At 59.0% G+C, this 23,222-nt stretch carries 18 protein-coding genes; 7 read left to right on the top strand and 11 right to left on the bottom strand.

From position 1 onward, the window contains the following. The first annotated feature begins 4 nt into the window (after window positions 1-4). Both ACR0NA_RS04915 and ACR0NA_RS04910 read left to right on the top strand, forming a co-directional pair. Window positions 5-634, top strand: coding sequence for a TRAP transporter small permease subunit (locus ACR0NA_RS04915; protein ID WP_480726592.1), 630 nt, complete (start codon window positions 5-7; stop codon window positions 632-634). A 3-nt stretch (window positions 635-637) separates the two neighbouring features. Then, window positions 638-2,041, top strand: coding sequence for a TRAP transporter large permease (locus ACR0NA_RS04910; RefSeq protein WP_480449200.1), 1,404 nt, complete (start codon window positions 638-640; stop codon window positions 2,039-2,041). 110 nt (window positions 2,042-2,151) lie between these two features. On the opposite strand, the gene ACR0NA_RS04905 is transcribed toward ACR0NA_RS04910, so the two are convergent. After that, window positions 2,152-3,195, bottom strand: a complete 1,044-nt coding sequence (locus ACR0NA_RS04905) for an ornithine cyclodeaminase (protein WP_480726588.1) — start codon at window positions 3,193-3,195, stop codon at window positions 2,152-2,154. Further along, window positions 3,196-4,116, bottom strand: a complete 921-nt coding sequence (gene rocF, locus ACR0NA_RS04900; RefSeq protein WP_480726586.1) for an arginase — start codon at window positions 4,114-4,116, stop codon at window positions 3,196-3,198. Window positions 4,117-4,202: 86 nt separating this feature from the next. On the opposite strand from rocF, the gene ACR0NA_RS04895 reads away from it, so the two are divergent. Then, window positions 4,203-4,631, top strand: coding sequence for an Lrp/AsnC family transcriptional regulator (locus tag ACR0NA_RS04895; protein WP_170650328.1), 429 nt, complete (start codon window positions 4,203-4,205; stop codon window positions 4,629-4,631). 176 nt (window positions 4,632-4,807) lie between these two features. Beyond that, window positions 4,808-7,417 carry a bifunctional lysylphosphatidylglycerol flippase/synthetase MprF gene (mprF, locus tag ACR0NA_RS04890; RefSeq protein WP_480726583.1) on the top strand — a complete coding sequence of 870 codons (2,610 nt, stop codon included), beginning with the start codon at window positions 4,808-4,810 and terminating at the stop codon, window positions 7,415-7,417. A gap of 2 nt (window positions 7,418-7,419) precedes the next feature. Here mprF and ACR0NA_RS04885 read toward each other — a convergent pair whose 3' ends face one another. From ACR0NA_RS04885 to ACR0NA_RS04860, 6 genes are all read right to left on the bottom strand, one after another. Beyond that, window positions 7,420-9,030, bottom strand: a complete 1,611-nt coding sequence (locus tag ACR0NA_RS04885; protein WP_480449208.1) for an efflux transporter outer membrane subunit — start codon at window positions 9,028-9,030, stop codon at window positions 7,420-7,422. 2 nt (window positions 9,031-9,032) lie between these two features. Beyond that, a complete protein-coding gene (locus ACR0NA_RS04880; RefSeq protein WP_480726579.1) occupies window positions 9,033-10,178 on the bottom strand; it encodes an HlyD family secretion protein in 1,146 nt (381 codons plus the stop codon). Between the two features lie 21 nt (window positions 10,179-10,199). After that, entirely contained in the window at window positions 10,200-10,574 is a 375-nt protein-coding gene (locus ACR0NA_RS04875; protein ID WP_480726577.1) for a DUF3302 domain-containing protein, read from the bottom strand. A 38-nt stretch (window positions 10,575-10,612) separates the two neighbouring features. Further along, complete coding sequence (locus ACR0NA_RS04870; RefSeq protein WP_480726574.1) at window positions 10,613-11,188, bottom strand: disulfide bond formation protein B; 576 nt, start codon at window positions 11,186-11,188, stop codon at window positions 10,613-10,615. A gap of 18 nt (window positions 11,189-11,206) precedes the next feature. Continuing rightward, window positions 11,207-11,362, bottom strand: coding sequence for a DUF5993 family protein (locus ACR0NA_RS04865; protein ID WP_480726573.1), 156 nt, complete (start codon window positions 11,360-11,362; stop codon window positions 11,207-11,209). Between the two features lie 138 nt (window positions 11,363-11,500). Continuing rightward, a complete protein-coding gene (locus tag ACR0NA_RS04860; protein ID WP_480726571.1) occupies window positions 11,501-12,262 on the bottom strand; it encodes a DeoR/GlpR family DNA-binding transcription regulator in 762 nt (253 codons plus the stop codon). Window positions 12,263-12,455: 193 nt separating this feature from the next. On the opposite strand from ACR0NA_RS04860, the gene glpD reads away from it, so the two are divergent. After that, on the top strand, window positions 12,456-14,054 hold the full coding sequence (gene glpD, locus ACR0NA_RS04855) for a glycerol-3-phosphate dehydrogenase (RefSeq protein ID WP_480726569.1): 1,599 nt from the start codon (window positions 12,456-12,458) through the stop codon (window positions 14,052-14,054). A 143-nt stretch (window positions 14,055-14,197) separates the two neighbouring features. Then, window positions 14,198-15,685, top strand: a complete 1,488-nt coding sequence (gene glpK / locus ACR0NA_RS04850) for a glycerol kinase GlpK (protein ID WP_480726567.1) — start codon at window positions 14,198-14,200, stop codon at window positions 15,683-15,685. Window positions 15,686-15,898: 213 nt separating this feature from the next. Here glpK and ACR0NA_RS04845 read toward each other — a convergent pair whose 3' ends face one another. The 3 genes from ACR0NA_RS04845 to metG all read right to left on the bottom strand — a co-directional run bounded on the left by ACR0NA_RS04845 (window position 15,899) and on the right by metG (window position 22,233). Next, complete coding sequence (locus tag ACR0NA_RS04845; RefSeq protein ID WP_480726565.1) at window positions 15,899-19,039, bottom strand: efflux RND transporter permease subunit; 3,141 nt, start codon at window positions 19,037-19,039, stop codon at window positions 15,899-15,901. Between the two features lie 3 nt (window positions 19,040-19,042). After that, complete coding sequence (locus ACR0NA_RS04840; protein ID WP_480726563.1) at window positions 19,043-20,221, bottom strand: efflux RND transporter periplasmic adaptor subunit; 1,179 nt, start codon at window positions 20,219-20,221, stop codon at window positions 19,043-19,045. A 293-nt stretch (window positions 20,222-20,514) separates the two neighbouring features. After that, window positions 20,515-22,233, bottom strand: coding sequence for a methionine--tRNA ligase (gene metG / locus ACR0NA_RS04835; RefSeq protein WP_480726560.1), 1,719 nt, complete (start codon window positions 22,231-22,233; stop codon window positions 20,515-20,517). 218 nt (window positions 22,234-22,451) lie between these two features. Between metG and ACR0NA_RS04830 the strand changes: the two genes are divergently transcribed. Next, a complete protein-coding gene (locus ACR0NA_RS04830; protein WP_480726557.1) occupies window positions 22,452-23,207 on the top strand; it encodes an OB-fold-containig protein in 756 nt (251 codons plus the stop codon). The last annotated feature ends 15 nt before the right edge of the window (window positions 23,208-23,222 follow it).

The raw sequence follows: 23,222 nt of genomic DNA, 5'->3' as shown, positions 1-23,222 counted from the left end.
CGGGATGGCAGGACATGCCACGGTGCTGGAGGATGGCAGCCTCCTGAGCCGTTTGGATCAGCATTTGCTCAGGCTTGAAAGGGTGCTGGCCCTGCTCAGTGGGTTTGCGGTGTTTTCGCTGATGGTGCTTGCCGTTGTATCCGTCGGCGGCCGAAACGCCTTCAATGCGCCGCTGCCCGGCTATGTGGACTGGATCGAGCAGGCCATGCCCTTGATCGCCTTTCTTGGCGTTTCCTTTGTTCAGCGCGATGGCGGGCATATCCGGATGGACATCGTCATCTCGCGCCTGCGCGGGCGGGCATTGTGGCTGTTCGAGCTGATCTCAGTTGTCCTGATACTCGTCCTCATGCTGGCTTTGGTCTGGGGCAGCTGGGCGCATTTTGACCGGTCCTTCGACTTTGGCGCGCCGCTATGGAGCCGCGACAGCTCGATCGATATCGGCATCCCCCTTTGGCCCGCGAAACTGCTGGCGCCGATTGCCTTCTCGGTTTTGTGCCTTCGGCTGATCCTGCAAATCTGGGGATACGGGCGCGCATTCATAATGGGTCTGGAAGAGCCCGCCGGAGTGCCGCTGATACAGGACACCGCAGCACAGGCCGCTGCCGAAGCCGAGCAGCTTGAGGGGCAGGAATAGCGCATGGACACGATTGACATCGGCCTTTGGGTCACAGGCGGGCTGCTGGTCCTTGTCGTTACCGGTATGCGGGTCGCCTTTGCCGCCGGCCTTGCAGGTCTTGTAGGGCTTGTCTGGATATTCTGGGCCAAGTTCGGCTATGATCCGGACCGTTTCGGCAAGGCGTTGACCGTTGCGGTCAAGACCGCAGGGCAGGTACCTCATTCCAAGGTCGCCTCGCACACGCTCAGCCTGATCCCGACGTTTATCCTGATTGGATATCTGGCTTACTACGCGGGTCTGACACGCGCTTTGTTCGAGGCCGCAAAACGCTGGGTGGCCTGGGTTCCCGGCGGGCTCGCGGTCTCGACCGTCTTTGCAACCGCAGGCTTTGCTGCCGTGTCCGGCGCTTCGGTTGCCACATCGGCGGTTTTTGCCCGTATCGCCATCCCCGAAATGCTGGCCGTGGGTTACAACAAGCGCTTCGCCGCAGGGGTCGTCGCAGCGGGCGGAACACTCGCCTCGCTGATCCCACCATCCGCAATTCTGGTTATCTACGCCATCATCGTGGAACAGGACGTGGGTAAGCTGTTGCTGGCAGGGTTCATCCCCGGCGCCTTTTCCGCAGTGATCTACGGATTGCTGATCGTCGGCATCGCGGTCATCTTCAAAACCGTCGGCCCGCCGGTGACCGGATTCAGCTGGCGCGAACGCTTCGTCGTGCTGCCCGGAGCCTTGCCGATCGTTGCCGTCATCCTGATCATCATCTGCTTTGTCTACAACCCGTTCGGCGATCAGGCCTGGGGAACCCCGACCGAGGGTGGCGCCATAGGTGCCTTCATCGTGTTCTGCTTTGCGCTGTTTCACGGAATGCGGTGGGCCGAGTTCAAATCCGCATTGCTGGAAACGGCCAAACTGACGGCCATGATCTTTTCGATCATCTGGGGGGTACTGATATACGTCCGCTTTCTGGGCTTCGCTGACCTGCCGGGCGCATTCTCTGACTGGATTACGTCGCTGCAGATGTCCCCAATGCTGATTCTGATCTGCATTCTGCTGGCCTATGCCGTGCTGGGAATGTTCATGGATGCCATCGGAATGCTGCTTCTGACCCTGCCTGTCGTCTATCCGGCGGTTATGGCCCTGAACGGCGGGGAAACCGTGAGTGCGGCAGATAGCGCCTTTGGTATGTCCGGCCCGATGTGCGCCATCTGGTTCGGAATTCTTGTGGTGAAGATGGCCGAATTCTGTCTGATCACTCCACCAATCGGTTTGAACTGCTTCGTGGTGGCGGGTGTGCGCCCGGACCTGAGCGTACAGGACGTCTTTCGCGGCGTAATGCCGTTCTTTATTGCGGATGCTGCGACAATCGCGCTGTTGGTGGCCTTTCCGGCCATCGTCCTCTATCTGCCATCACTTGCCGGTTAGATGCCACAGCCAACCGTTTTAGGCTGAAAATACATCGGGGGAGGCGCCGAATGTGACGGGGGCAGCGCCCCCATCCGTTCTGTCAAATCACAAGTTCGCAGCGCAGGTATTCATCCGGCGCGCATCAGCATCCCGAACAGGTCGCGCGGATCGTCAGGATCGGCCAGCATGTCCAAAGGTTCAAAAAAGCTGGTGCCTTCAATTGCCCGTTTGATGTAGCGGAGCGCCGAAAAATCCTCGATCGCGAAACCGACACTATCAAACAGGGTGATCTGCCGGTCATCTTTCCGCCCTTCGGCCTGACCGGTAATGACCTGCCAGATTTCGGTGACGGGGTGATCGGCTTCGAGGGCCTGAATTTCCCCTTCGATGCGGGTCTGTTCAGGATACTCCACGAAGATGTCCGAGCGCAGCAGGATGTCCCGGTGCAGCTCTGTTTTGCCGGGGCAGTCTCCACCGATAGCGTTGATATGCACGCCGGGTCCGATCATGTTGTCGGTCAGGATTGTTGCGTATTTCTTGTCTGCGGTGCAGGTGGTGATGATCTGCGCGCCCTCGATCGCATCTTCGGCGGTTTTGCACAGGACCACGGTCAACCCGGTGCGTTGAAGGTTTGCGGCACATTTCGCGGTTGCATTTGCGTCTGTGTCGTACAGACGAACCGTATCGATGCCGCACATTGCCCGGAACGCCAGACACTGAAACTCGGACTGGGCGCCATTGCCGATCATCGCCATCGTTTTTGCGTTCTTCGGAGCAAGGTAGCTGCCGACCAGCGCAGAAGTCGCCGCCGTCCGCAGCGCTGTCAGCATCGTCATCTCGGTCAGAAGGGTCGGGTATCCGGTATAGACATCCGCCAACAGGCCAAAGGCCGTCACGGTCTGCAGACCTTCGGACGTGTTCTTGGGATGACCATTCACGTATTTAAAGCCATATGCCTCACCATCCGATGTCGGCATCAGCTCGATGACGCCGTGCGGGGAATGGGCCGGAATGCGGGGGGTCTTGTCAAAGCTCTCCCAGCGTTTGAAATCCGCTTCGATCTGCACCGCAATTTCGGTGATCATCTGCTCGACACCGACGTGGTGGATCAGCCGCATCATGTTGTCGACCGAAACGAACGGCACAAGCGCCTTATCTGATGGCTGGGTCATTTAGAAACTCCGGGTTGGGCGGTCAAAGATACGGCGCCCCATGAGTGAGGCGGCCAGATCTACCATCAGTTTTGCGGTACGGCCGCGTTCGTCCAGAAATGGGTTCAGTTCGACCAGATCCAGCGAGCGGACCAGCCCGCTTTCATGCAACAACTCCATCACCAGATGCGCCTCACGCTCGGTCGCGCCACCGGGGACGGTTGTACCAACGGCGGGTGCGATGGCGGGTTCCAGAAAATCCACATCCAGCGACACGTGCAGAATACCATCCGCTGCCCGCACCCTGTCCAGAAACGCCATCAGGGGCGCCTTGATGCCATGTTCGTCGATGCTGCGCATGTCGGCCAGCATGGCGCGATCCTTTTCCAACGCCGCGCGTTCAGCGGGATCGACCGAGCGCAGGCCGATCATGCCAACGCGGTCGGTCGGAACCGGTGCGGGCAGTGCGGGGAAGGCTTCAAACCCCGGCTGCCCGGTGAAGTAAGCCACAGGTGTGCCATGCAGATTGCCACTGCCGGTACTGTCCGGTGTGTGAAAGTCGCTATGCGCATCCAGCCAGAGCACGAACAGCGGCCGGCCCAGTGCCTGCGCGTGTGCGGCCATGCCGGTGACGGTTCCCATGGACAGGGCATGATCACCGCCCATGAAGATCGGCACGCCCTGTGCGGCACATTCCTGTGCCGACCGGCTCAGGGCTTGGGTCCAGCCCACGCATTCCGGCAGGGAAAACAGATGGTTGTGCTCGGGGATGTCGACCGCGTCGGGTGCAACGTCCCCCAGATCGGTGACCTGATGCCCCAGATCGGCCAGTGCGCGTTCCAGTCCGGCAACACGATAGGCGTCCGGGCCCATCCGGCACCCCTGACGTCGTTTGCCCGCATCCAGTGGGGCTCCGACCAGAAGAATGTTTTGCGTATCCATGATGCCATTTAGCGATACCTAGCGGGTTGCCGGAAGAGAGCAAATTGCTCAAAATGAAACCGAATTGACCAAAGTGGAATCGGATGATGGACGATCTGGACAATCGGCTGCTGAACGCCCTGCATCGGGACGCGCGTGCCTCGCTGTCGGAACTCTCGGAACAACTGGGGGTGACCCGCACCACCGTGCGCAGCCGGTTGCAGCGGCTCAAACAGTCCGGAGAGATCATCGGCTTTACGGTGACCACCCGACAGGATGTGGCACAAAGCCCGGTGCGCGGCCTGATGATGCTGGGGATCGAGGGGCGCGGTACCGAACGGATCATGTCCCGGATATCCGCCATGCGGCAGGTACGCGCGGTGCATTCGACCAACGGCCATTGGGATTTGATCGCCGAGATCGGCACCGGGACGCTCGAAGAACTCGACGAGGTGATTTTCATCATCCGGCGCATGGACGGGGTTACACGGTCTGAAACCAACCTTTTGCTGTCAACGCGCAAGGGGCGCCTGTAGGCCTGGCCCGGAAAAAGCCACGCAAGCTGGCGCAGTGCTTTGAACATCAAGGAAAATGTGCCAGATTGCGGTGAAGTCTTTATTCGGTCCAGCGGCCACGGCAAAAGGGGATGCCCGATTGCGCGGTTGCACAGAACCAAAGGTCGTTTCATGGCATACGGGCAGGGAATTCCATCATGACCGCGCAGGAACAAAGTGAAGAGCCCCGCGTCGAACAGTGGGTCGAACGCATTGCGGCGCTGCTGGAAAAGCCACTGGTCAGGATTTCGGTCCCGATCCTGATCACGCTGATCGCCCTGATGGTTCTGCACGAGCTTTCGTCGCACGTGAAATGGGCCGATGTGCAAACGGATATCGCTGCCAAGTCCTGGTGGCTGATGTTCATCGCCGTGTGCTGGACGGCTTTCAGCTTTCTGTCGCTGTCGTTGTACGACGTTTTTGCAGTCCAAAGCGTGGCCGAAGGCAAGGTGCCCTTGCCGGTGGCGGGCATGGCTGGTGCAAGCGGTTATGCGGTGTCGAACTGCCTCGGCTTTTCGTACATCACCGGAACCGCCATCAGATACCGCATTTACGCCTCGCTCGGGCTGGATCTGGGGCGTGTGGCCGGTGTGATCGCAACCTCGTGGGTGGCGTTCTGGATGGGGCTTGTGCTGATCCTTGGCCTGTTGCTGACCTTTCACCCGGACGGCATTTCTCAGGTCCTGCCGATCAGCGAGATTACCGAAACCGGAATTGGCGTTCTTATGCTGTTTGGGCTGGCATCCCTGTTCATCTGGCTGGCCCGTGGCGGGCGCAAGTTCTCGTTGGCCGGGTTTGCCTTCAATCTGCCGGGCGGCCGTCTGGCCGGCCTTCTAACACTGGCCGCGATCGGCGATCTGTTCGGCGCGTCGATGACCCTGTACGTGCTGATGCCGGATGATCTGGGCGTCGGATTTCCCTACTTTTTCACTGTCTATATTGCCGCCATCGCCGTCGGGATCCTCAGCCACGCACCCGGCGGGATCGGCGTGTTCGAGGCCACCCTGATCGCCGGGCTCGGGGCGTCGGGCAGGTCGGATATCATCGCGGCGTTGTTGCTCTATCGGGTCGTCTATACGTTCCTGCCGTTCGCCATTGCCTGTCTGTCGATCGGGATCGCGTGGGCCGTATCCCAACGACGGGCGATCGGCGGGGCGGCAAGCTGGGCCTATCGGGTGACCCGACCGATCATTCCGATGGTTGCGGCGGGCGTTTCGGCGGTCGCCGGGGTGATCCTGTTGGTATCAGGCGCATTGCCCGCCAGTTCCGCAAATCTGGGCGTCCTGCGTGAATTCCTGCCGCTGTCGTTTGTCGAAGCATCGCATCTGCTGGGCAGCATTGTCGGCGTGCTGCTGATCCTGATTTCGCGCGGGTTGTTCCGAAAGCTTTACCGCGCGTGGATACTGGCCATGGGTTTGATGGTTGTGGGGTTCTTCGCCTCACTGGCCAAGGGGCTGGATACCCATGAGGCGCTGTGCATGCTGGCGACCATCGCCATGCTGGCCCTGTCTCGTGGCGCCTTCTACCGTGTCAGCGGCGCGTCGATCTTTCGGCTGAACATCCCGTGGCTGGTCAGCATCGTGGCACTGATGGCCGTAATCTTCTGGGTGGGCCTCTTTGCTTATTCCCACGTGGATTATCAGAACGCACTGTGGTGGGATTTTGCCTGGAACGGCGACGCTTCACGCTTTTTGCGCTCCAGCCTTGTGGTGGCCGTGATCATCGGCGTGGTGGCTGTCAATTCGCTGTTCGGCCATGAAATCCCGGAAATCAAACAGACTGAAATTCCGGAAGTCGTCCGACGCCTGGCGATGCAGAGTGAGGATACCGAGGCGCAGATATCCCTGACCGGAGACAAGCAATTCCTGATCTCGCCGGACGAAACCGCCTTTATCGCCTATGCCGATACCGGCAACGCCCTGATCTCCAAGGGTGAACCGGTGGGCGACGAAAAGGCGGGACAGCAACTGGTCTGGCAACTGCGCGAGATGGCAGATCGTGAGGGCAAGTTGTGCGCCTTTTACAGTGTCTCTACCAAATACCTGCCCACCTTCCTTGATCTGGGCCTGTCGATCCTGAAAATCGGCGAGGTCGCGCGCGTGCCGCTCAAGGATTTCTCGCTCGACGGCAAGCCCAAGAAAGGCTTCCGTCAGGCGCGTAACCGGGCCGAGCGCGAAGGATACGTGTTCGAGATCATCCCGAAAGAGGAACTTGGCCCGGTCCTGCCTGAATTGCGCGCAATCTCGGACCACTGGCTCACCAACAAGGCAGGGGAAGAAAAGGGCTTTGCCCTTGGTGGGTTCAGCGAACAATACCTATCCTATTTCGACCACGCCGTTCTGCGTGATGGTGAAACCGGCAAGATAGTCGCCTTTGCCAACCTGTTTCAGGGCGGCAACAAAAGCGAGCTGTCGCTGGACCTGATGCGATACGAACCCGAAAGCCCAAGCTTTGTCATGGACGCCCTGTTCGCCGAGATGATGCTATGGGGATCGGCACAGGGGTTTCACTGGTTCTCGCTGGGTGCCGCGCCGTTTTCAGGTATTGAAAACCGACAGCTTGCCTCGATCTGGAACCGGATCGGCGGCTTTGTTTATCAACACGGCGAACAGTTCTATCACTTTGAGGGGCTGCGGTCGTTCAAACAGAAATTCGATCCGGAATGGAGCCCGAACTATCTCGCCAGCCCCGGCGGTCTGGCCGCGCCGCGCGTATTGTACGAGGTCAACATCCTGATCTCGGGCGGTATCCGTGGGCTGACGAAATAGGCTTATTCCAGGCTGACGCCAGTCGGGTCCTTCTCCAGCAGATCACCCCAGTCTGTGCGATAAGCCATTTCCGCAAGTACGGTTTCGGGCAGGAACTCCTGATTTTGCCGGATCTGCCATCCGCCACCCAGACCCTTGTAGATCGCCACCAGATTCGACGACACCTGCTGACGCGCCTCGATCAAATTGGCCTGTGACCGCAGCAGGGCGGTCTGCGTGTTCAGGATACGAGAATAATCCGCGATGCCGTCGGTATATTGGCTGACTGCAATGCCCGCCGCGCGTTGCGAGGCTTCGACGCTGCGCTGATAAAACACCACCTGCTTGCGCGCCTCGGCATAAGCCACCATCGCGCTTTCAACCTCGGAATAGGCCGACAGGACCGTGTTCTGATAATTCGCGATCAACCCCTGATAGGCCGCGTCCTGTGCCCGCACGTTGTTCTTGATCCGGCCATAGTTCAGTACGTTCCAGACAACTCCGGCACTCGCCAGACCGGTGCCGCTGTTCGAACTGAACAGGTCGCGCCCGCTGGAGGCCTGCAACCCGATCGAGCCCGACAGGATGAACTGCGGGTACAGATCCGCCATCGCAATTCCCACTTGCGCCGATTGCGTCGCCGCCGCCAGCTCAGCCGCCCGGATATCGGGACGCCGACGCAGCAGCTCTGCCGGAACGCCCACGGCAACATTGGCCCGCGCGGTTGGAATGGGGCGCGAACTGCCCAGCAATCCGGTCATGCGCGAAGGCGTCGTGCCCAGCAGCACCGCCAGCGCATTCTTGGCCTGTTGCAGATCGCTTTCCAGCGTGGGCACCAATGCCTTGGTGTTGTTCAGCAATGCCGTCGATTCCTGCACGTCCAGCTCGGTCGTGACGCCGTTGTTGAACCGCAACTCGGTCAGATCCGCCGATTCCTGCTGCAACCGGATGTTTTCGCGCGCTACCCCCAGCGTTTCCTGCAATGCCCGGATATTGATATAGATCGCGGCCACATCTCCGGTCAGTGTGACCAGCGCGTCGTCATAATTCGCCACCTGCAAGGCCAGATTGGATCGGGCCCCCTGAACGCCCCGTCGCTGCGCGCCCCAGACATCCAGTTCCCACTGGGCGTCAAAGCCAACTTGCGAGGTCGCGAATTCGGTATCCAGCGGAATGACCCGGTTGATGTCCGCGATAGGGTTCAGGTTCTCACTGATCCTGCGTTGCGAGATGGACCCGCCGACCGCCTGCGATTGCGGGTAAAGCTCGCCGAATGCGATACCAAGCTGCGCACGGGCCTGCAGAACGCGGGCCCCTGCCACCTGTAGCGACAGATTCTGCGCATAAGCGTCCGCGATCAGCCGGTTCAGCGTGGGGTCATTGAACGTTTCCCACCACTTGACCACGGGCGCGCTGCGCGAGGTCAGCCCGCTGCCCTGACTGGCGTTGGGGCTGTTCACCTCGATCCATTGCTTGACGACGGGCGAGCTGGGGCGCACGAAATCCGGCCCGACCGGAGCGCAGGCTGCCAGCAGTCCCACTACACAGATCGCCGGGGCGACCGACCTGCCGAATATTCCAAACCGTCCTGCCTTTGCCCGTATCATGTGCTCACCGTTCTTGTTTTGGGGCATCCTCAGATGTCCAGCGGTCTGATGAAGTTGGCGAACGAGTAGAGGCGGATATTGATGCGCCTCAGGAACTCAAAACTCTTGCCCTGACCGGTATAGATGGCGACCGCCGCATGGCCGCCTGCCGGAAACTGATGCCCTTCGGGGACGTCCACCGTAATCTGAACGGCGATCCGGCCGGGCAGTTTCGGCAGTTCAAAGCCGGGCAGGCGGCCCGAAGGCAAGTACTGCCCCTGCCGCGTGGCCCACCAGACCGCCTCGACCTTGCCATTGAGGATCTCGCCCGGATACAGGTCCAGCGCCACTTCAACCGGCTGGCCGGGTTCAACGAATTTCAGGTTCTGCTGCCGGAACGTGGCCAGAATATACGGATCGTCTTCGGTGACAAAGCTGGCAATGGCGCCCAGTCGGATGTCACCGACCACCAGCCCCGGACGGGCCTGCTGCGAAACGATCATGCCGTTTTCCGGGGCGTAGATCGTTGTGTTCTCAAGGAAATACTCGGCCTCAGCCAGTTGCGACTGCGCCTGCAGGATACCTGTATTCACCCCGTCGATTTCGGATTCCAGCGCCAGTTGCGCCTTTTGAAGATTAGCCTCGGCCTGTTTGACCTGCGCCAGATCCTCGTGAACCTGCTCGTTCCAGCGGTCCAGTTCATCCTGACGCGCGCCCCCCGCCGGAACTAGATTTTCGTACCGGGCTTTTTGGGTCTGGGCATAGGCCAGCTGCGCATTTGCGCGTTCCAGCCCCTCGGTGGCGGCTATGACATCCTGTTCAAGGATTTTGGCGTTCTGCTCGGCGGCAACCAGTTGTGCCTTGGCGTTGTCCACCGCCAGCGAAAACACCGTGTCGTCGAACCGATATAGCGGATCGCCTTTCGTCACTATCGTATTCGGCTCGACCAGAACTTCGGTCAAAATCGTTGGCTGGGTCAGCTTGGGCACGATCTGTATGGTCGAGCGCACAACGTGACTATCGATCGAATAAGGCTGAAAGAACCGCAGTGCCACAAGGAAAATCAGCAGCAGGTGCGCGCCGACCCAAAAGGAAACGACCCCCCAGACAATGTTGAACTTCAGCCATTTCGCCTTGAAGAAAATGAACCAGACGAAAATGATGTAGAAAAGCGTGATACTCAGGGCGACGAACATATTATTACTGGCCTTCCGGGATCAGCTTTTCCGCGTTGTGTCGGGATCAGAACCTTGATCGGCATGGTCCTGATATTCGGGCTTTACCTTGCCGCCCATGCGTTCGATTTCCTTGCGGATCGCATCACGCTCTTCCTTCGGAAATCTGCGCAGATCGACGGTTATCCCTTCGTGGAACGCCCAGATAAAGGCGTGAATCCATGGGATTACGGCCAGAAATCCGGCCCAGCCCATGATCTTGACCGCTTCGGCATGCGGGTGGTTGCGCTTTAGGGCGATCCTGCCCGGCAGTCCCATGATGAACAAAAACAGGGCCATCACTGCAGCCAGCAGCAATATCAGCGCCACAAATGTCAGGTAGTCGTAATAGCCCAGCGGTTGCCCCAGCAGCCCCATTCCGTGCCTCCTTGCCTGTATCCCTTACATCATCGGGCTTAACCTTCGGCCTCGTCAATCAGTTTGTAGCTTGTTGGTGGGTCATCACAGATCCCCGGGCCGCATTCGACCAGCGTGGCAACCGCATTCAGCACCGCCAGCCCCAGCATGAAGAAAAAGGCCGCCATTGCCAGCTTGCTGCCGCCAAACCGTGGCTGGGCTTTGGTTTCCTCAGTTGTTCTGAACTGACTATCGAACATCAGCATGACCGACGTTCCGAGAATGATCAGGAAAAAGCAGATCGCGGCCCAGGTGTAATAATGCAGCCCCAATACGGGCGAACCATAATGCCCGGTGCCGGGCACGATGTGCAGCAGTATCTGCCGCACCGCAACGCCGCCACCGAACAGCGCGGAGATCAGCATCATCGCATAGTGGCGCGGGTGCGGGCCATAAAGCAGGTTCAGCCCCAGTCCAACGCCCACCGCGACAAAGCCAACCCGCTGCAGCAGGCACAAAGGGCAGGGCAGCTCATAGAGCTTCAGCTGATAAAAGAACGCAAGCAGCAACACGACGCCAACGGCAAAGGTGGCAAGCGCGTTCAGGGTGCGGGACAATTCAGGCGTAATGGTCATGCGCATGGGCTCCGCATCCTAAAGTTGTATCGACAATTGGGTCGTTGCGTGGAACTTCAGCCAATAGACGCTTAGCAACAGCGTCACAAAGAACAGCACGTCCCCGGCGGTTCTTTTTCCAAAGTAATTCAAGCCCATCGTGGCCGTAAACATCGCAAACAAAAGCGCAATCATTGCCCGGTCCTCCCCTCCCGTGCGACGACTTTCAAATTAACCGGATAGTGTCACCCCAACCCGCATCTGGCAAGCGGCAGGATTTTCCGCTCTCGTTTTATGCGAAAATTTCGTGGTCTGGGCGGGGGTCAGGCCAGATTACCGGCACAGAACAACCTGTGTTTCCCAGTCCAGACACTGCCGCGCCAGATCGGGCGAAAGCGGGTGATCGGTATAAAACCGGTCGATCCGGGAAAGCGAAGCGATACGCGCCGGGGCCGTGCGCTGAAATTTGGACTGATCGGCGACCAGACAGGTCTGCCGTGCCTGTCCGATGATCGTCTGGCTCACATGTACTTCCTGAAAGTCGAAATCCAGCAGGTCGCCATCCTGATCCAGTGCCGAACACCCGATAACGGCATAGTCGAACTTGAACTGTTTGATGGTTGTTTCCGTCAGATTTCCAATCAGACCGCCATCCGAGCGGCGCAGAACACCGCCCGCCACCACGATTTCACAATCGGGGTTGGCCACCAGAATATTGGCAACGTTCATGTTATTGGTCACGACCATCAGGTTTTTGTGGCCCAACAGCTCGCGTGCGACGGCTTCGGTCGATGTGCCGATATTGAGGAACAGCGACGCGCCATCCGGAATGTCGGCCGCGCATTTGGCGGCGATACGGGCCTTGGCCTCTTCGTTCAGGTCACGCCGGTCCTCGTATCCGATGTTCGAAACGCCCGACCGCAGAACCGCGCCGCCATGAACCCGGTCCAGCTTACCCGCATCCGAAAGCTCGGTCAGGTCCCGTCGAATGGTCTGAACCGTGACCCCGAACCGGTCCGCCAGGCCGTCCACGGTAACGCGGCCTTCCTGTTTGGCGATCTCAAGTATGTCGGATTGCCGAAAGGAAAGGGACATTTCAGGCTCCTGCGATTCGCGGTTCTGATCGTTTTCGTTCTTTTTCGTTGTATCTGCAACTTTTAAGGGCTGTAAGGGGCGCCATCAAAGCTACTTCTTGCCGAAACGAACATAAACGAAAAAATAGATTGATCATCCGAATGCTGCTCGCATAAACATGCGCGTGGCGTTCAACGAGAGGAGTCGGTTGGCCGTGAGTAAAAACGACAGCCAGATTTTCGATCTTTTTGTCATCGGTGGCGGGATAAACGGATGCGGCATTGCCCGTGATGCCGCCGGGCGTGGCCTGTCGGTCATGCTGGCCGAGATGAACGATCTGGCCTCAGCCACATCCTCGGCCTCGACCAAGCTGTTTCACGGTGGTCTGAGGTATCTGGAATATTTCGAATTCCGGCTGGTGCGCGAGGCGCTGATCGAACGGGAAACGCTGTTGCGCGCCATGCCTCATATCAGCTGGCCCATGCGTTTTGTGCTGCCATACCACACCGATATGCGCTTTGATGCCGAAACACCGACCTCACGCCTGTTGCGGCGCGTGATGCCTTGGATGCATGGTCGCCGTCCGGCATGGCTGATCCGCCTTGGGCTGTTCCTTTACGACCACCTTGGCGGGCGCGAGATCCTGCCGGGCACACGCTCTGTCGATCTGGCCACGGTTCCCGAAGGGCGGCCACTGCAACAGAAGTTCACCACGGCCTATGAATATTCAGATTGCTGGATCGAGGATTCGCGGCTTGTCGTCCTCAATGCCCGCGATGCCGAAACCCGGGGCGCTCAGATACTGGTACGCACCAAAGTTGAATCGGCCGAAAGGGCAGGTGATCTGTGGAACATCACGATCCGCGATCTCGCCAGCGGCACGACCCGCGTGGTGCAGGCCCGGATGCTGATCAACGCCGGCGGTCCGTGGGTTGGTGACATCATCCAGTCTAAAATTCGCATCGACTCGACCCATGGCGTGCGATTGGTTCGCGGCAGCCACATCGTGACCCGAAAGCTCTTTGATCACGACAAATGCTATTTCTTTCAGGGCGAGGACGGGCGCATCATTTTTGCCATTCCTTACGAACAGGATTTTACCCTGATCGGAACCACCGATCACGATCACACCGACCTGTCCGAGCCACCGGTCTGTACCGAAGCCGAGCAGGATTATCTGTGCGCCTTCGCGTCAAAGTACTTTGAACGCACGATAACGCGCGACGACGTGGTCTGGACCTATTCCGGTGTCCGCCCGCTTTATGACGATGGCGCCAGCAGCGCGACGGCGGCGACCCGCGACTATACGCTCAAGGTCGATGCAGCAGGCGGGGCCCCGGTTCTGAACGTCTTTGGCGGCAAGATCACAACCTATCGCCGTCTTGCCGAAAGCGCGCTTGAAAAGATCGCGGAACACTTCCCTGATCTGCCCGGACCATGGACGGCAGGCGTGCCGCTGCCCGGTGGTGATTTCCCGGTGAATGGTGTTACCGACGTGGTCGAGTGTCTGCAGACGGATTTCCCCTTTTTGACCCGGCCATGGGCGTTCAGGCTGGTACGGGCCTATGGGACCGAGGCTTGGGATGTTCTGGGCAGCGCCAAAAACCAGACAGATCTGGGCGCCGATTTTGGCGCAACCCTGACAGAGCAAGAAGTCATCTGGCTAATTAACCACGAATACGCGCGGACTGCTGCGGATGTGGTCTGGCGGCGCAACAAGTTGGGCCTGCGCATGGATCAGCACCAGATTGCGGCGCTTGACGATTGGATGGCCGGGTACCGTAACAATGGTGCTTCGGCTGCGGCGGAATAGTCCGGGCGGACTGGCAAGGCCGTGATGCGCCATACTGTGCGAACCGCCTCTGCCGGATCGGAATGAAACACCATTCCGGGGGCTAGGCGGCCCCGGGATTTTCTTTATGATACACAGGGTTTATCGGGAAATGAGGGGCGGGAATGACGCACGTTCTAGCGATTGATCAGGGAACCACTTCAACGCGCGCAATCGTTTTTGATGCCGCCATGAACATCGCCGCTGTCGCGCAGGAAGAATTTGCGCAGCATTTCCCGGCCTCCGGCTGGGTCGAACATGATCCGGCCGATCTTTGGTCCACGACCGTCGCGACCTGCCGTTCGGCCATCGAACAGGCCGAGTTGTCCGCGGCACAGATTGCCGCCATCGGCATCACGAACCAGCGCGAGACAACGCTGGTATGGAACCGACATACCGGTCAGCCCATTCACAACGCAATCGTCTGGCAAGACCGCAGAACAGCCGACATGTGCCGCGCGCTGCGCGATGCGGGGCATGAAGAGATGGTGAAGAACCGGACCGGGCTGCTGCTCGATCCCTATTTTTCCGGCACCAAACTGGCTTGGATATTGAACAACGTGGAAGGTGCAAGGGAACAGGCCAATGCAGGGGATTTGCTGTTCGGCACCGTCGACAGTTTCCTGATCTGGAAACTGACGGGTGGCAAGGTTCACGCCACCGATGCAACCAATGCGGCCAGAACACTCCTCTATGACATCCGCAAGGGCAGGTGGAGCAGCACGATCTGCGACATGCTCGACATTCCTCTTGCCATGCTGCCAGAGGTCCGGGATTGCGCCGCAGATTTTGGCGCAAGCATTCCGGAATTGTTCGGCGGTGAAATCCCCATCCTCGGCGTCGCAGGCGATCAGCAGGCCGCCACAGTCGGGCAGGCGTGTTTTGCGCCGGGGATGATGAAATCAACCTACGGCACGGGCTGCTTCGCCTTGCTCAATACGGGTGATGCCCCGGTGCAGTCGCAGAACAAGCTGCTGACCACCATTGCCTATCAGCTGGATGGCAAGCCGACCTATGCGCTGGAAGGGTCGATCTTTGTCGCCGGTGCCGTGGTTCAATGGCTGCGCGACGGGTTGAAAATCATCCAGTCCGCCCCCCAGACTCAGGCGCTCGCCGAGCAGGCCGACCCGACGCAGGACGTGGTTCTTGTTCCGGCGTTTGTCGGATTGGGCGCGCCGTATTGGAATGCGGAATGCCGGGGGGCAGTCTATGGCCTGACCCGCAACTCGGGCCCTGCCGAATTTGCCCGCGCGGCACTGGAAAGCGTCGGTTATCAGACCCGTGATCTGCTGGAAGCAATGCGCGCGGATTGGGATGCCGGTGACGCCGGACCAGTCCTGCGCGTCGACGGCGGCATGAGCGCGTCAGACTGGGCGATGCAATTCCTGTCGGACATTCTGGGCGCTCCGGTTGATCGACCCAATGTTCTCGAGACGACCGCACTCGGCGCGGCTTGGCTGGCGGGAATGAAGGCAAGGGTCTATCCGGATATGCAAGAGTTTCAGGCTCAGTGGTCTCTCGACCGCCGGTTCGATCCGGCCATGGATGAGGCGACACGCATGGAAAAGTATGACCGCTGGAAAAGTGCCGTGGACGCCACCACTCGCGTCTGAGGTATCGGGGCAGTGCACCCGCGATCAGAGATGTACAAATCGGACAAAAGGGCAGTTTGAATGCGTACAAACCGGAAGGTTTGGCAAATTGGCCGACATGCCTCGGTATTCTTGAAAACGCGCCACCATATACGTTTCTGACTGGAGCCCCATCAAGGCGACACAAAAAAACGCCCCGCAGTGTTAGCGGGGCGTTCGGTTTTTCCGGAGAAATCAGGCAGCGTCTTCGGTGGGTTCCGGGCCCTTTCGGTTGGTCCCCTTGATCCATTCCCGCAGCCCCTGCATGACCGCATAGAGAACCGGAACCAGAACCACGCCGACCACGGTAGCGGCAAGCATCCCGCCAAAGACGGCGACTCCAATGGCCTTCTGACTGGCAGCCCCCGCACCGCTGGCGGCCAGCAGCGGGACAACCCCCAACAGGAACGACAGCGCGGTCATCATCACGGCCCGGAAACGCTGATACGCAGCTTCGGCAGCGGCGTCGCGAACCGACAGTCCATTGGCGCGCTGCTCCATTGCAAATTCGACGATCAGAATACCGTTCTTCGAGGCAAGCCCCACCAGCATGATCATCCCGATCTGCGTATACAGGTTGATATCGCTTCCAACGATGGCCACGGCGGCCACGGCCCCGAACAGGGCAACGATCACCGATAGCAGGATGGAAATCGGCAGGGTCCAGCTTTCATATTGCCCCACCAGGAACAGGTATCCGAACAGGATGGCCAAACCCAGGATCACGATCACCAGCCCGCCCGTGGCAAGCTGCTGCTGCGCCGTACCTGTCCATTCGAACGCATAGCCCGGGGGCAGGGCGGTAGATGATTCCTCGGTCATGACGTTGATCGCGTCACCCGTCGACAACCCTTGGGCGGGCACGGCCGTCACCGTGGCCGATCGGAACAGGTTGTGCCGTTTAAGCAGAACCGGCCCCAGCACGTTTTCGATATCTATCAACGTACCCAGCGGAACCATTTCGCCCTTGGTCGAGCGGACATACAGGTTCGAGATATCCTCGACCTTGTCACGGTACGATCCCTCGGCCTGGATCATCACCCGGTAGACGCGGCCAAACAGGTTGAAATCGTTGACATAATACGACCCCAGCTGCGCCTGCATGGTTTGAAAGACCTCAGCCACCGACACTTGCAGCGTCTTGGCTTTTTCCCGGTCCAGATCGACGAACAATTGCGGTACGTTTGCGCGGAACGTCGTATACGCCTGACCGATTTCAGGCCGCTGGTTGGCTGCGTAAACAAAGGACCCAACCGCCGAGGCCAGATCCTGAGGCGATCCACCACCGGTTTGCTGAACCTCCATTTCGACCCCGGCCGACATACCCAGACCCTGGATGGGCGGTGGGTTGAAGGCAACGATTGAAGCCGCCGACTCTCCGAATGCGATGGCCAGTACCTTTTGCAGGATGGCGTCCGCGCTCAGGTCGTCCTCGCGCCGCTCGTCCCAGTTGTCGAGATTGACGAAAATGGCCGCGCCGTTCGTTGTTGTACCGTTGAGCAGGGAAAAGCCGTTGACCAGAACCGTGTTCGCGACCCCCGGAATCTCGCGGATTTTGTCGTCCACACGCTTTGTCACCGTCTCGGTCCGCTCCAGCGTCGCGGCATCCGGCAACTGGACGTCGACGAACAGATAGCCGTTATCCTCAAGCGGAAGGAAACCGCTGGACGTGTTGGACATGATGGTACCTGCGCCCATGGCGATGGCCGCAATGATCCCCAGCGAAACGACGGGAATGATCAGCAACTTGCGTACGATTGCAACATAGCCGTTGCGCACGCCCCCGATGAACCTTTCAAACAGCGCCAGTACGCCCTTGGGGGGGCCAGAGCGTGCCTTCAGAACCAGTCCACACAATGCCGGAGAAAGTGTCAGGGCGTTGATCGATGAAATCACGACAGCGGTCGAGATTGTGACGGCAAATTGCGAATACAGACGCCCCGAGATGCCGGGCATAAACGTCACCGGGACAAATACGGCCAGCAGAACCAGCGTTGTTGCGATAACCGGCCCGGTGATCTGACCCATCGCTTTGCGAGTGGCCTCGGCGGGGGACAACCCCTCATCCGCGATGATCCGCTCGACGTTTTCCACTACGACGATGGCGTCGTCCACCACGATCCCAATGGCCAGCACCAGCGCAAACAGCGAGATCGTGTTGAGCGACATACCAAACAGCAGAAGGAACGCGAATGTACCGATCAGCGATACCGGGATCGCAACCGCCGGAATGATTGTTGCACGCCAACTGCCAAGGAAAACGAATACGACCGAGATAACCAGAATAAACGTCAGGATAAGCGTCGAGACCACATCGTTCAGCGATTGCTCGACAAAATCCGTGGTGTTGAATGGCACGGCATATTCGACATCCGTCGGGAAGGATCGGGACAGACGTTCCAGCTCTGCCTGAACACGTTCGGACACCGCCAGAGCGTTGGCGCCGGGGGCCTGATAGATGCCAAGAACCGTCGCCGGGACACTTTGGAAATAGCCTGAGGCGGAATAGAATTGGGCGCCAAGCTCAACGCGCGCGATATCCTTGACCCGTACGATGGCGCCAGCATCACCGGTCCGGATGACAATATCGCCGAATTCATCAGCCGAGGTCAGACGACCTTTGGTCTTAATCGTGTATTGAAAGGTCTGCCCTTCGGGAACGGGTGGTGAGCCGATCGAACCGGCGGAAACTTCGATATTCTGTTCCCGGATCGCATTAATCACATCGCCGGGCGAAATGGACAGCGCAGCCATCTTGTCCGGGTCCATCCAGATACGCATGGCATATTCCAGATTGGTCAGAACGTCCGCCTTGCCGACGCCCTGAACCCGCGCCAGCGCGTCCTTGAGGTTGATGGATGCATAGTTGGACAGGAACACGCTGTCGTAGGTGTTGTTCGGTGACGTCAAGGTCACCAGAAGCAGCATGTTCGTCGACGCCTTCTGGGTCACCACGCCCGAAGATGTCACCTCGGTTGGCAGCGACGACATGGCCTGCGCCACCCTGTTCTGCACGTTCACGGACGCAATATCGGGGTCCGTTCCGACCTCGAATGTGACGTTCAGCGAGTAGGAGCCATTATCGGCTGAGGTCGACGTCATATAGATCATGTCGTCGACGCCGTTGACCTGAGCCTCGATTGGGGCGGCTACTGTGTTTTCCACAGTTTCGGCGTTCGCGCCGGTATAGGTCGTTGTCACGCTGACAACGGGCGGGGTGATGTCCGGGAATTGCGCGACCGGCAAAACCAGATATCCGATGGCCCCCATGATCGTAAGAACCAGTGAAATGACCAGAGCCAGCTTGGGCCGGCTGATGAACAGGGCTGAGAACATCAGTTATTCTCCCGGCTGCTCGGCGGCCACAACGGCGTCAACGGCGACGCCGGGGCGAACACGTTGCAGGCCCTCGACGATCACGCTTTCCCCTTCGCGCAGCCCGTCCAGAACGATGATCGCCGTACCGACAACGTCGCCGGTCGTGATGTAGCGTTGTTCAACCATCTGCTTGTCATTGACGACCAGAACAAATTCTCCTCGCTGGTCGCGCTGCAGGGCTGCCTGTGGGACCAGAACCTGCAGGGTCGGCTCCAGTGCTTCGATATGAACACTCAGAAAGGCGCCATCCACGATCAGGCGGCCCTGGTTTTCGAACTCGGCCCGGACAGTAATCGCGCCGGTCAGCGGGTCGATTCGGTTGTCGACGAAAATGATCTCGCCGGTTTCCGGCAATTCAGACCCGTTTGGCAAGATGACCTTGACGACAGGGCTTTTGTCGCTTTCGACCAGGGTGGTGGGATTTTCGCCAACAGTTTCCAGCACCGAGATAAATTGCTTTTCGTTGAGTGAGAAGTTCACATAAATCGGCGCTTCTCGCACCAGCGTGACTAATGGTGGGTTGTTAGGGCCGACGACGTCTCCGACACTTGTGGCGACCCGCCCGATGCGGCCCGAGAAGGGGGCCATGATCTGGGTATAGCTCAGGTCCAGTTCAGCCTGCTGAATTGCTGCATGGGCGGCTTTGACCTCGGCCTCGGCGACAAGCTCGTTGGCCCTGGCGATATCGCGTTCGGATTCCGGGGTGGCGTCGCGCCTGAACAGTTCTTCCTTTCGGGCCAGATCGACTTTGGCCAGTTCCAGATTGGCTTCGGCACGGTCCAGATCCGCTTTGCGCGCTTCAAGTGTTGCTTCGTAAAGATCTGGTTCGATTGTAAACAGCAGATCACCTTCCTGAACGGGCGCGCCATCTTCGACATTCTGGCTTTCCAGAAAACCGCCGACCCGCGCCACTATGTCCACCTTGTCGATGGCTTCGGCACGCCCAATAAATACCGCCTCGTCCACGATTTCTTCGGAATAGGCGGCTGCTATTGAAACCTTCGGAGCGGGCGCGTCGCTCTGTTCCTGAGCCAACGCGGGAAGCGCAATTCCCAGGCAGGCCAGAATAGCTGCATGACAGCAGACTGATGCAATCCCACCGCTGCGACGGGAATCGGAAATCTTCAAAGCAAGGGACATGGCAAAAGCCTCGTTCAATATGCACGTTTTTTTGGTCTGACAGGGCCGTTGGGACTAGCCGAGTCGACGGAACTCCGATGCAGGATGGCTGTTTTGCGGCAATATCTCAAGCGTGTTGGTGCGGATCCAGGTGTTGTGGATCAGAGATTTTCGCTGAAAGTTGGCGTACTTATGCCTGCATCCTCGCAACACGCGGCATAGCGCATGATTACCTGACGTCAAAGGACATACTCCTGAAATAAAAAGGGAGCCGTCATGGCCCCCTTTTCAGATCGTTCTGGATAATCCGGAACCTAGTCCCGCGTTCCGGCAAATCGCCCTTGCCAGTCTTCACGCTGTTCATCGGCGATCTTGGCGAACAGAACCTCGGGAACCGTGAACTCATGCCCGGCGGGCAGGGCGCTCAGTGCACCCGCGACGTCATCCGGCCAGCTTGTGTCGAGCGTGTTCATTGCGCTCAGCATCCGGGCCGAGGATTCCGGGATGAACGGCGCGCTGAGCACGGCATAGAGGCGGATCAGGTTCAGGCCCAGACGCACCTGCGCGGCAGCCTGTTCGGGGTTTTCCTTGAAGGTCGACCACGGTGCAGCAGCCTGCAGGTATTCGTTGCCTGCGACCCAGATCGCCCGCAACTCCTGCGCCGATTTGCGAACCTCCATCGCCTCCATATGCCCTTCATAGGTGCGGACGCGATTGGTCAGTTCTTCGATCAGCGCCTGTTCGCGGTCACCGTAGGTGCCACCTTCGGGTACGGCTTCGCCGAATTTCGACCGGCAGAACTTGGTGATGCGGCTGACGAAATTGCCCAGAACATCCGCCAGATCCTTGTTCACCGATTGCTGGAAGTTATCCCACGTGAACTCACTGTCGCTGCTTTCGGGCGCGTGGCTCAGCAGCCACCAGCGCCAGTAATCGGCGGGCAGAATCTCCAGCGCCTGATCCATGAAGACGCCACGGCCTTGGCTGGTCGAGAACTGGCCGCCGTCATAGTTCAGGTAGTTGAACGACTTGAGGTGATCGACCATCTTCCACGGCTCGCCCGAGCCCAGAATGGTAGCCGGGAAGCTAAGCGTGTGGAAGGGGACGTTATCCTTGCCCATGAACTGGACATAGCGCACGTCATCGGCGCCCTTGTCGGTCCGCCACCAGCGTTCCCAATCGGCGTCAGTCTTGCCGTTGGCGTCGGCCCACTCCTTGGCGCAGGCGATGTATTCGATGGGGGCGTCGAACCAGACATAAAAGACCTTGCCTTCCATCCCCGGCCAGTCCTGATCGCCTTTCTTGACCGGCACACCCCAGTCCAGATCACGGGTGATGCCACGATCCTGCAGACCGTCGCCGTCGTGCAGCCACTTCTTGGCAATCGAGGTGGTCAGGATCGGCCAGTCTTTCTTGCTGTCGATCCATGCATCCAACTGATCCTTCATTGCTGACTGGCGCAGATAAAGGTGCTTGGTTTCACGCACTTCAAGGTCGGTTGAGCCACTGATCGCGCTGCGCGGCTCGATCAGGTCGGTCGGGTCCAGTTGCTTGGTACAGTTTTCACACTGGTCACCCCGTGCACGGTCATACCCGCAATTGGGGCAGGTGCCTTCGATATAACGGTCGGGCAGGAAGCGGCCATCAGCGTTGGAATAGACCTGCTTTTCCGTGACTTCACGGATCAATCCAGCGTCGTCCAGCTTACCTGCGAAATGCTGGGTCAGTTTTTTGTTCTGCTCACTGGACGAGCGCCCAAAGTGGTCGAAACTCAGGCCAAATCGTTTGGCGATATCGGCCTGGACACCGTACATTTCGGCGCAATACTCGGCCACGGGTTTTCCCGCTTTGGCCGCCGCCAATTCCGCCGGAGTGCCGTGTTCGTCAGTGGCGCACAGGAACATGACCTCGTTCCCCCGGCCACGTTGGAAACGTGCGTACAGGTCGGCAGGCAGTTGCGAGCCGATCAGGTTGCCGAGGTGCTTGATCCCGTTGATGTAAGGGATCGCCGAGGTAATGAGAATTCGAGCCATGTTCCGTATCCGCGTAACTGTCTGCGCGCCCGTCTACATTATGTGACCGGCCAGCAAAAGGCCGGGTTTGGCGCGGATGCTGTTTAAAGCAACAAATACACAGAAAAAGTGCGGTGCGGGGGATTGGATGTTGTATCTCGGCTGTTCGCCACAATACCCATAGGTTGAAATTCAGAATCACAACCTCTTGAAAAGCTTGTTATGGCTACCCATCTTGAGTGTATACCAAAGTATACAATAACGGGGACAACCTGCTGATGTTCAACTTTCTGCTCGAGGGTGCATTTGCGCCCTTTACACTGGCGCTTGCGTTGCTGTTCGGCCTTCTGGCGCTGGAACTGGTCGCACTGGCGTTGGGCGGAAGCTTGATGGCAGGTGAGGGCGAGGTCGATCTGGACATGGTCGATGCCCCCGATCTGGAGGTTGCTGACTTCGATCTGGATATCGACGCCGATGTCGATCTTGGTGACTTTGAGCTGGCCGAAGTTGAAGCAGACGCGCCCGGTGCCGCCCCGGCGGGCCCATTGGGCTGGCTTGGGATCGGCAAGATGCCCTTTATGATCTGGCTGGCCGTTCTACTAGCCGGGTTCGGCCTTAGTGGTATGGGTCTGCAACTGGCGCTGCGCGATTTGCTGGGCTTTGATCTGCCAAGCTGGATGGCCGTAATCCCGGCAGGTGCATTTGCCCTGTGGTTCGCGCGTGGCTTTGGCGGCGTGTTTGCCCGCCTGCTGCCCAAGACCGAAACCGAGGCAATGTCCGAGCGGATGCTGGCCCGCCGTCGTGGCGTGGTCACCCAGGGCACCGCAACGCGTGGGCGTCCGGCCGAGGTTCGGGTCATGGATCGCTATGGCAACGCTCACTATCTGCGCGCTGAACCGCTGCAGGATAAGGACGCGCTGAAACAGGGCACCGACGTGCTGGTGCTGCGCGACCGACGGCGCGACCGGTTCGTTCTGGTCGGCTTGTCAAACTAATCAAATTTCAAACCC

The organism is Ruegeria sp. C11 (genome assembly GCF_056537725.1).
The sequence above is the reverse complement of the archived record's forward strand: the minus strand, read 5'-3'. Positions and strand labels throughout refer to the sequence as shown.

Excerpts from the sequence above, each read along its gene's own strand:
- ACR0NA_RS04915 (WP_480726592.1), top strand. The coding sequence starts at position 5 with ATGGCAGGACATGCCACGGTGCTGGAGGATGGCAGCCTCCTGAGCCGT.
- ACR0NA_RS04895 (WP_170650328.1), top strand. The coding sequence starts at position 4,203 with ATGGACGATCTGGACAATCGGCTGCTGAACGCCCTGCATCGGGACGCG.
- ACR0NA_RS04905 (WP_480726588.1), bottom strand. The coding sequence starts at position 3,195 with ATGACCCAGCCATCAGATAAGGCGCTTGTGCCGTTCGTTTCGGTCGAC.
- glpK (WP_480726567.1), top strand. The coding sequence starts at position 14,198 with ATGACGCACGTTCTAGCGATTGATCAGGGAACCACTTCAACGCGCGCA.
- rocF (WP_480726586.1), bottom strand. The coding sequence starts at position 4,116 with ATGGATACGCAAAACATTCTTCTGGTCGGAGCCCCACTGGATGCGGGC.
- ACR0NA_RS04840 (WP_480726563.1), bottom strand. The coding sequence starts at position 20,221 with ATGTCCCTTGCTTTGAAGATTTCCGATTCCCGTCGCAGCGGTGGGATT.
- ACR0NA_RS04875 (WP_480726577.1), bottom strand. The coding sequence starts at position 10,574 with ATGGGGCTGCTGGGGCAACCGCTGGGCTATTACGACTACCTGACATTT.
- ACR0NA_RS04885 (WP_480449208.1), bottom strand. The coding sequence starts at position 9,030 with ATGCCCCAAAACAAGAACGGTGAGCACATGATACGGGCAAAGGCAGGA.
- ACR0NA_RS04910 (WP_480449200.1), top strand. The coding sequence starts at position 638 with ATGGACACGATTGACATCGGCCTTTGGGTCACAGGCGGGCTGCTGGTC.
- metG (WP_480726560.1), bottom strand. The coding sequence starts at position 22,233 with ATGGCTCGAATTCTCATTACCTCGGCGATCCCTTACATCAACGGGATC.
- ACR0NA_RS04870 (WP_480726574.1), bottom strand. The coding sequence starts at position 11,188 with ATGACCATTACGCCTGAATTGTCCCGCACCCTGAACGCGCTTGCCACC.
- ACR0NA_RS04860 (WP_480726571.1), bottom strand. The coding sequence starts at position 12,262 with ATGTCCCTTTCCTTTCGGCAATCCGACATACTTGAGATCGCCAAACAG.
- mprF (WP_480726583.1), top strand. The coding sequence starts at position 4,808 with ATGACCGCGCAGGAACAAAGTGAAGAGCCCCGCGTCGAACAGTGGGTC.
- ACR0NA_RS04880 (WP_480726579.1), bottom strand. The coding sequence starts at position 10,178 with ATGTTCGTCGCCCTGAGTATCACGCTTTTCTACATCATTTTCGTCTGG.
- ACR0NA_RS04845 (WP_480726565.1), bottom strand. The coding sequence starts at position 19,039 with ATGTTCTCAGCCCTGTTCATCAGCCGGCCCAAGCTGGCTCTGGTCATT.
- ACR0NA_RS04865 (WP_480726573.1), bottom strand. The coding sequence starts at position 11,362 with ATGATTGCGCTTTTGTTTGCGATGTTTACGGCCACGATGGGCTTGAAT.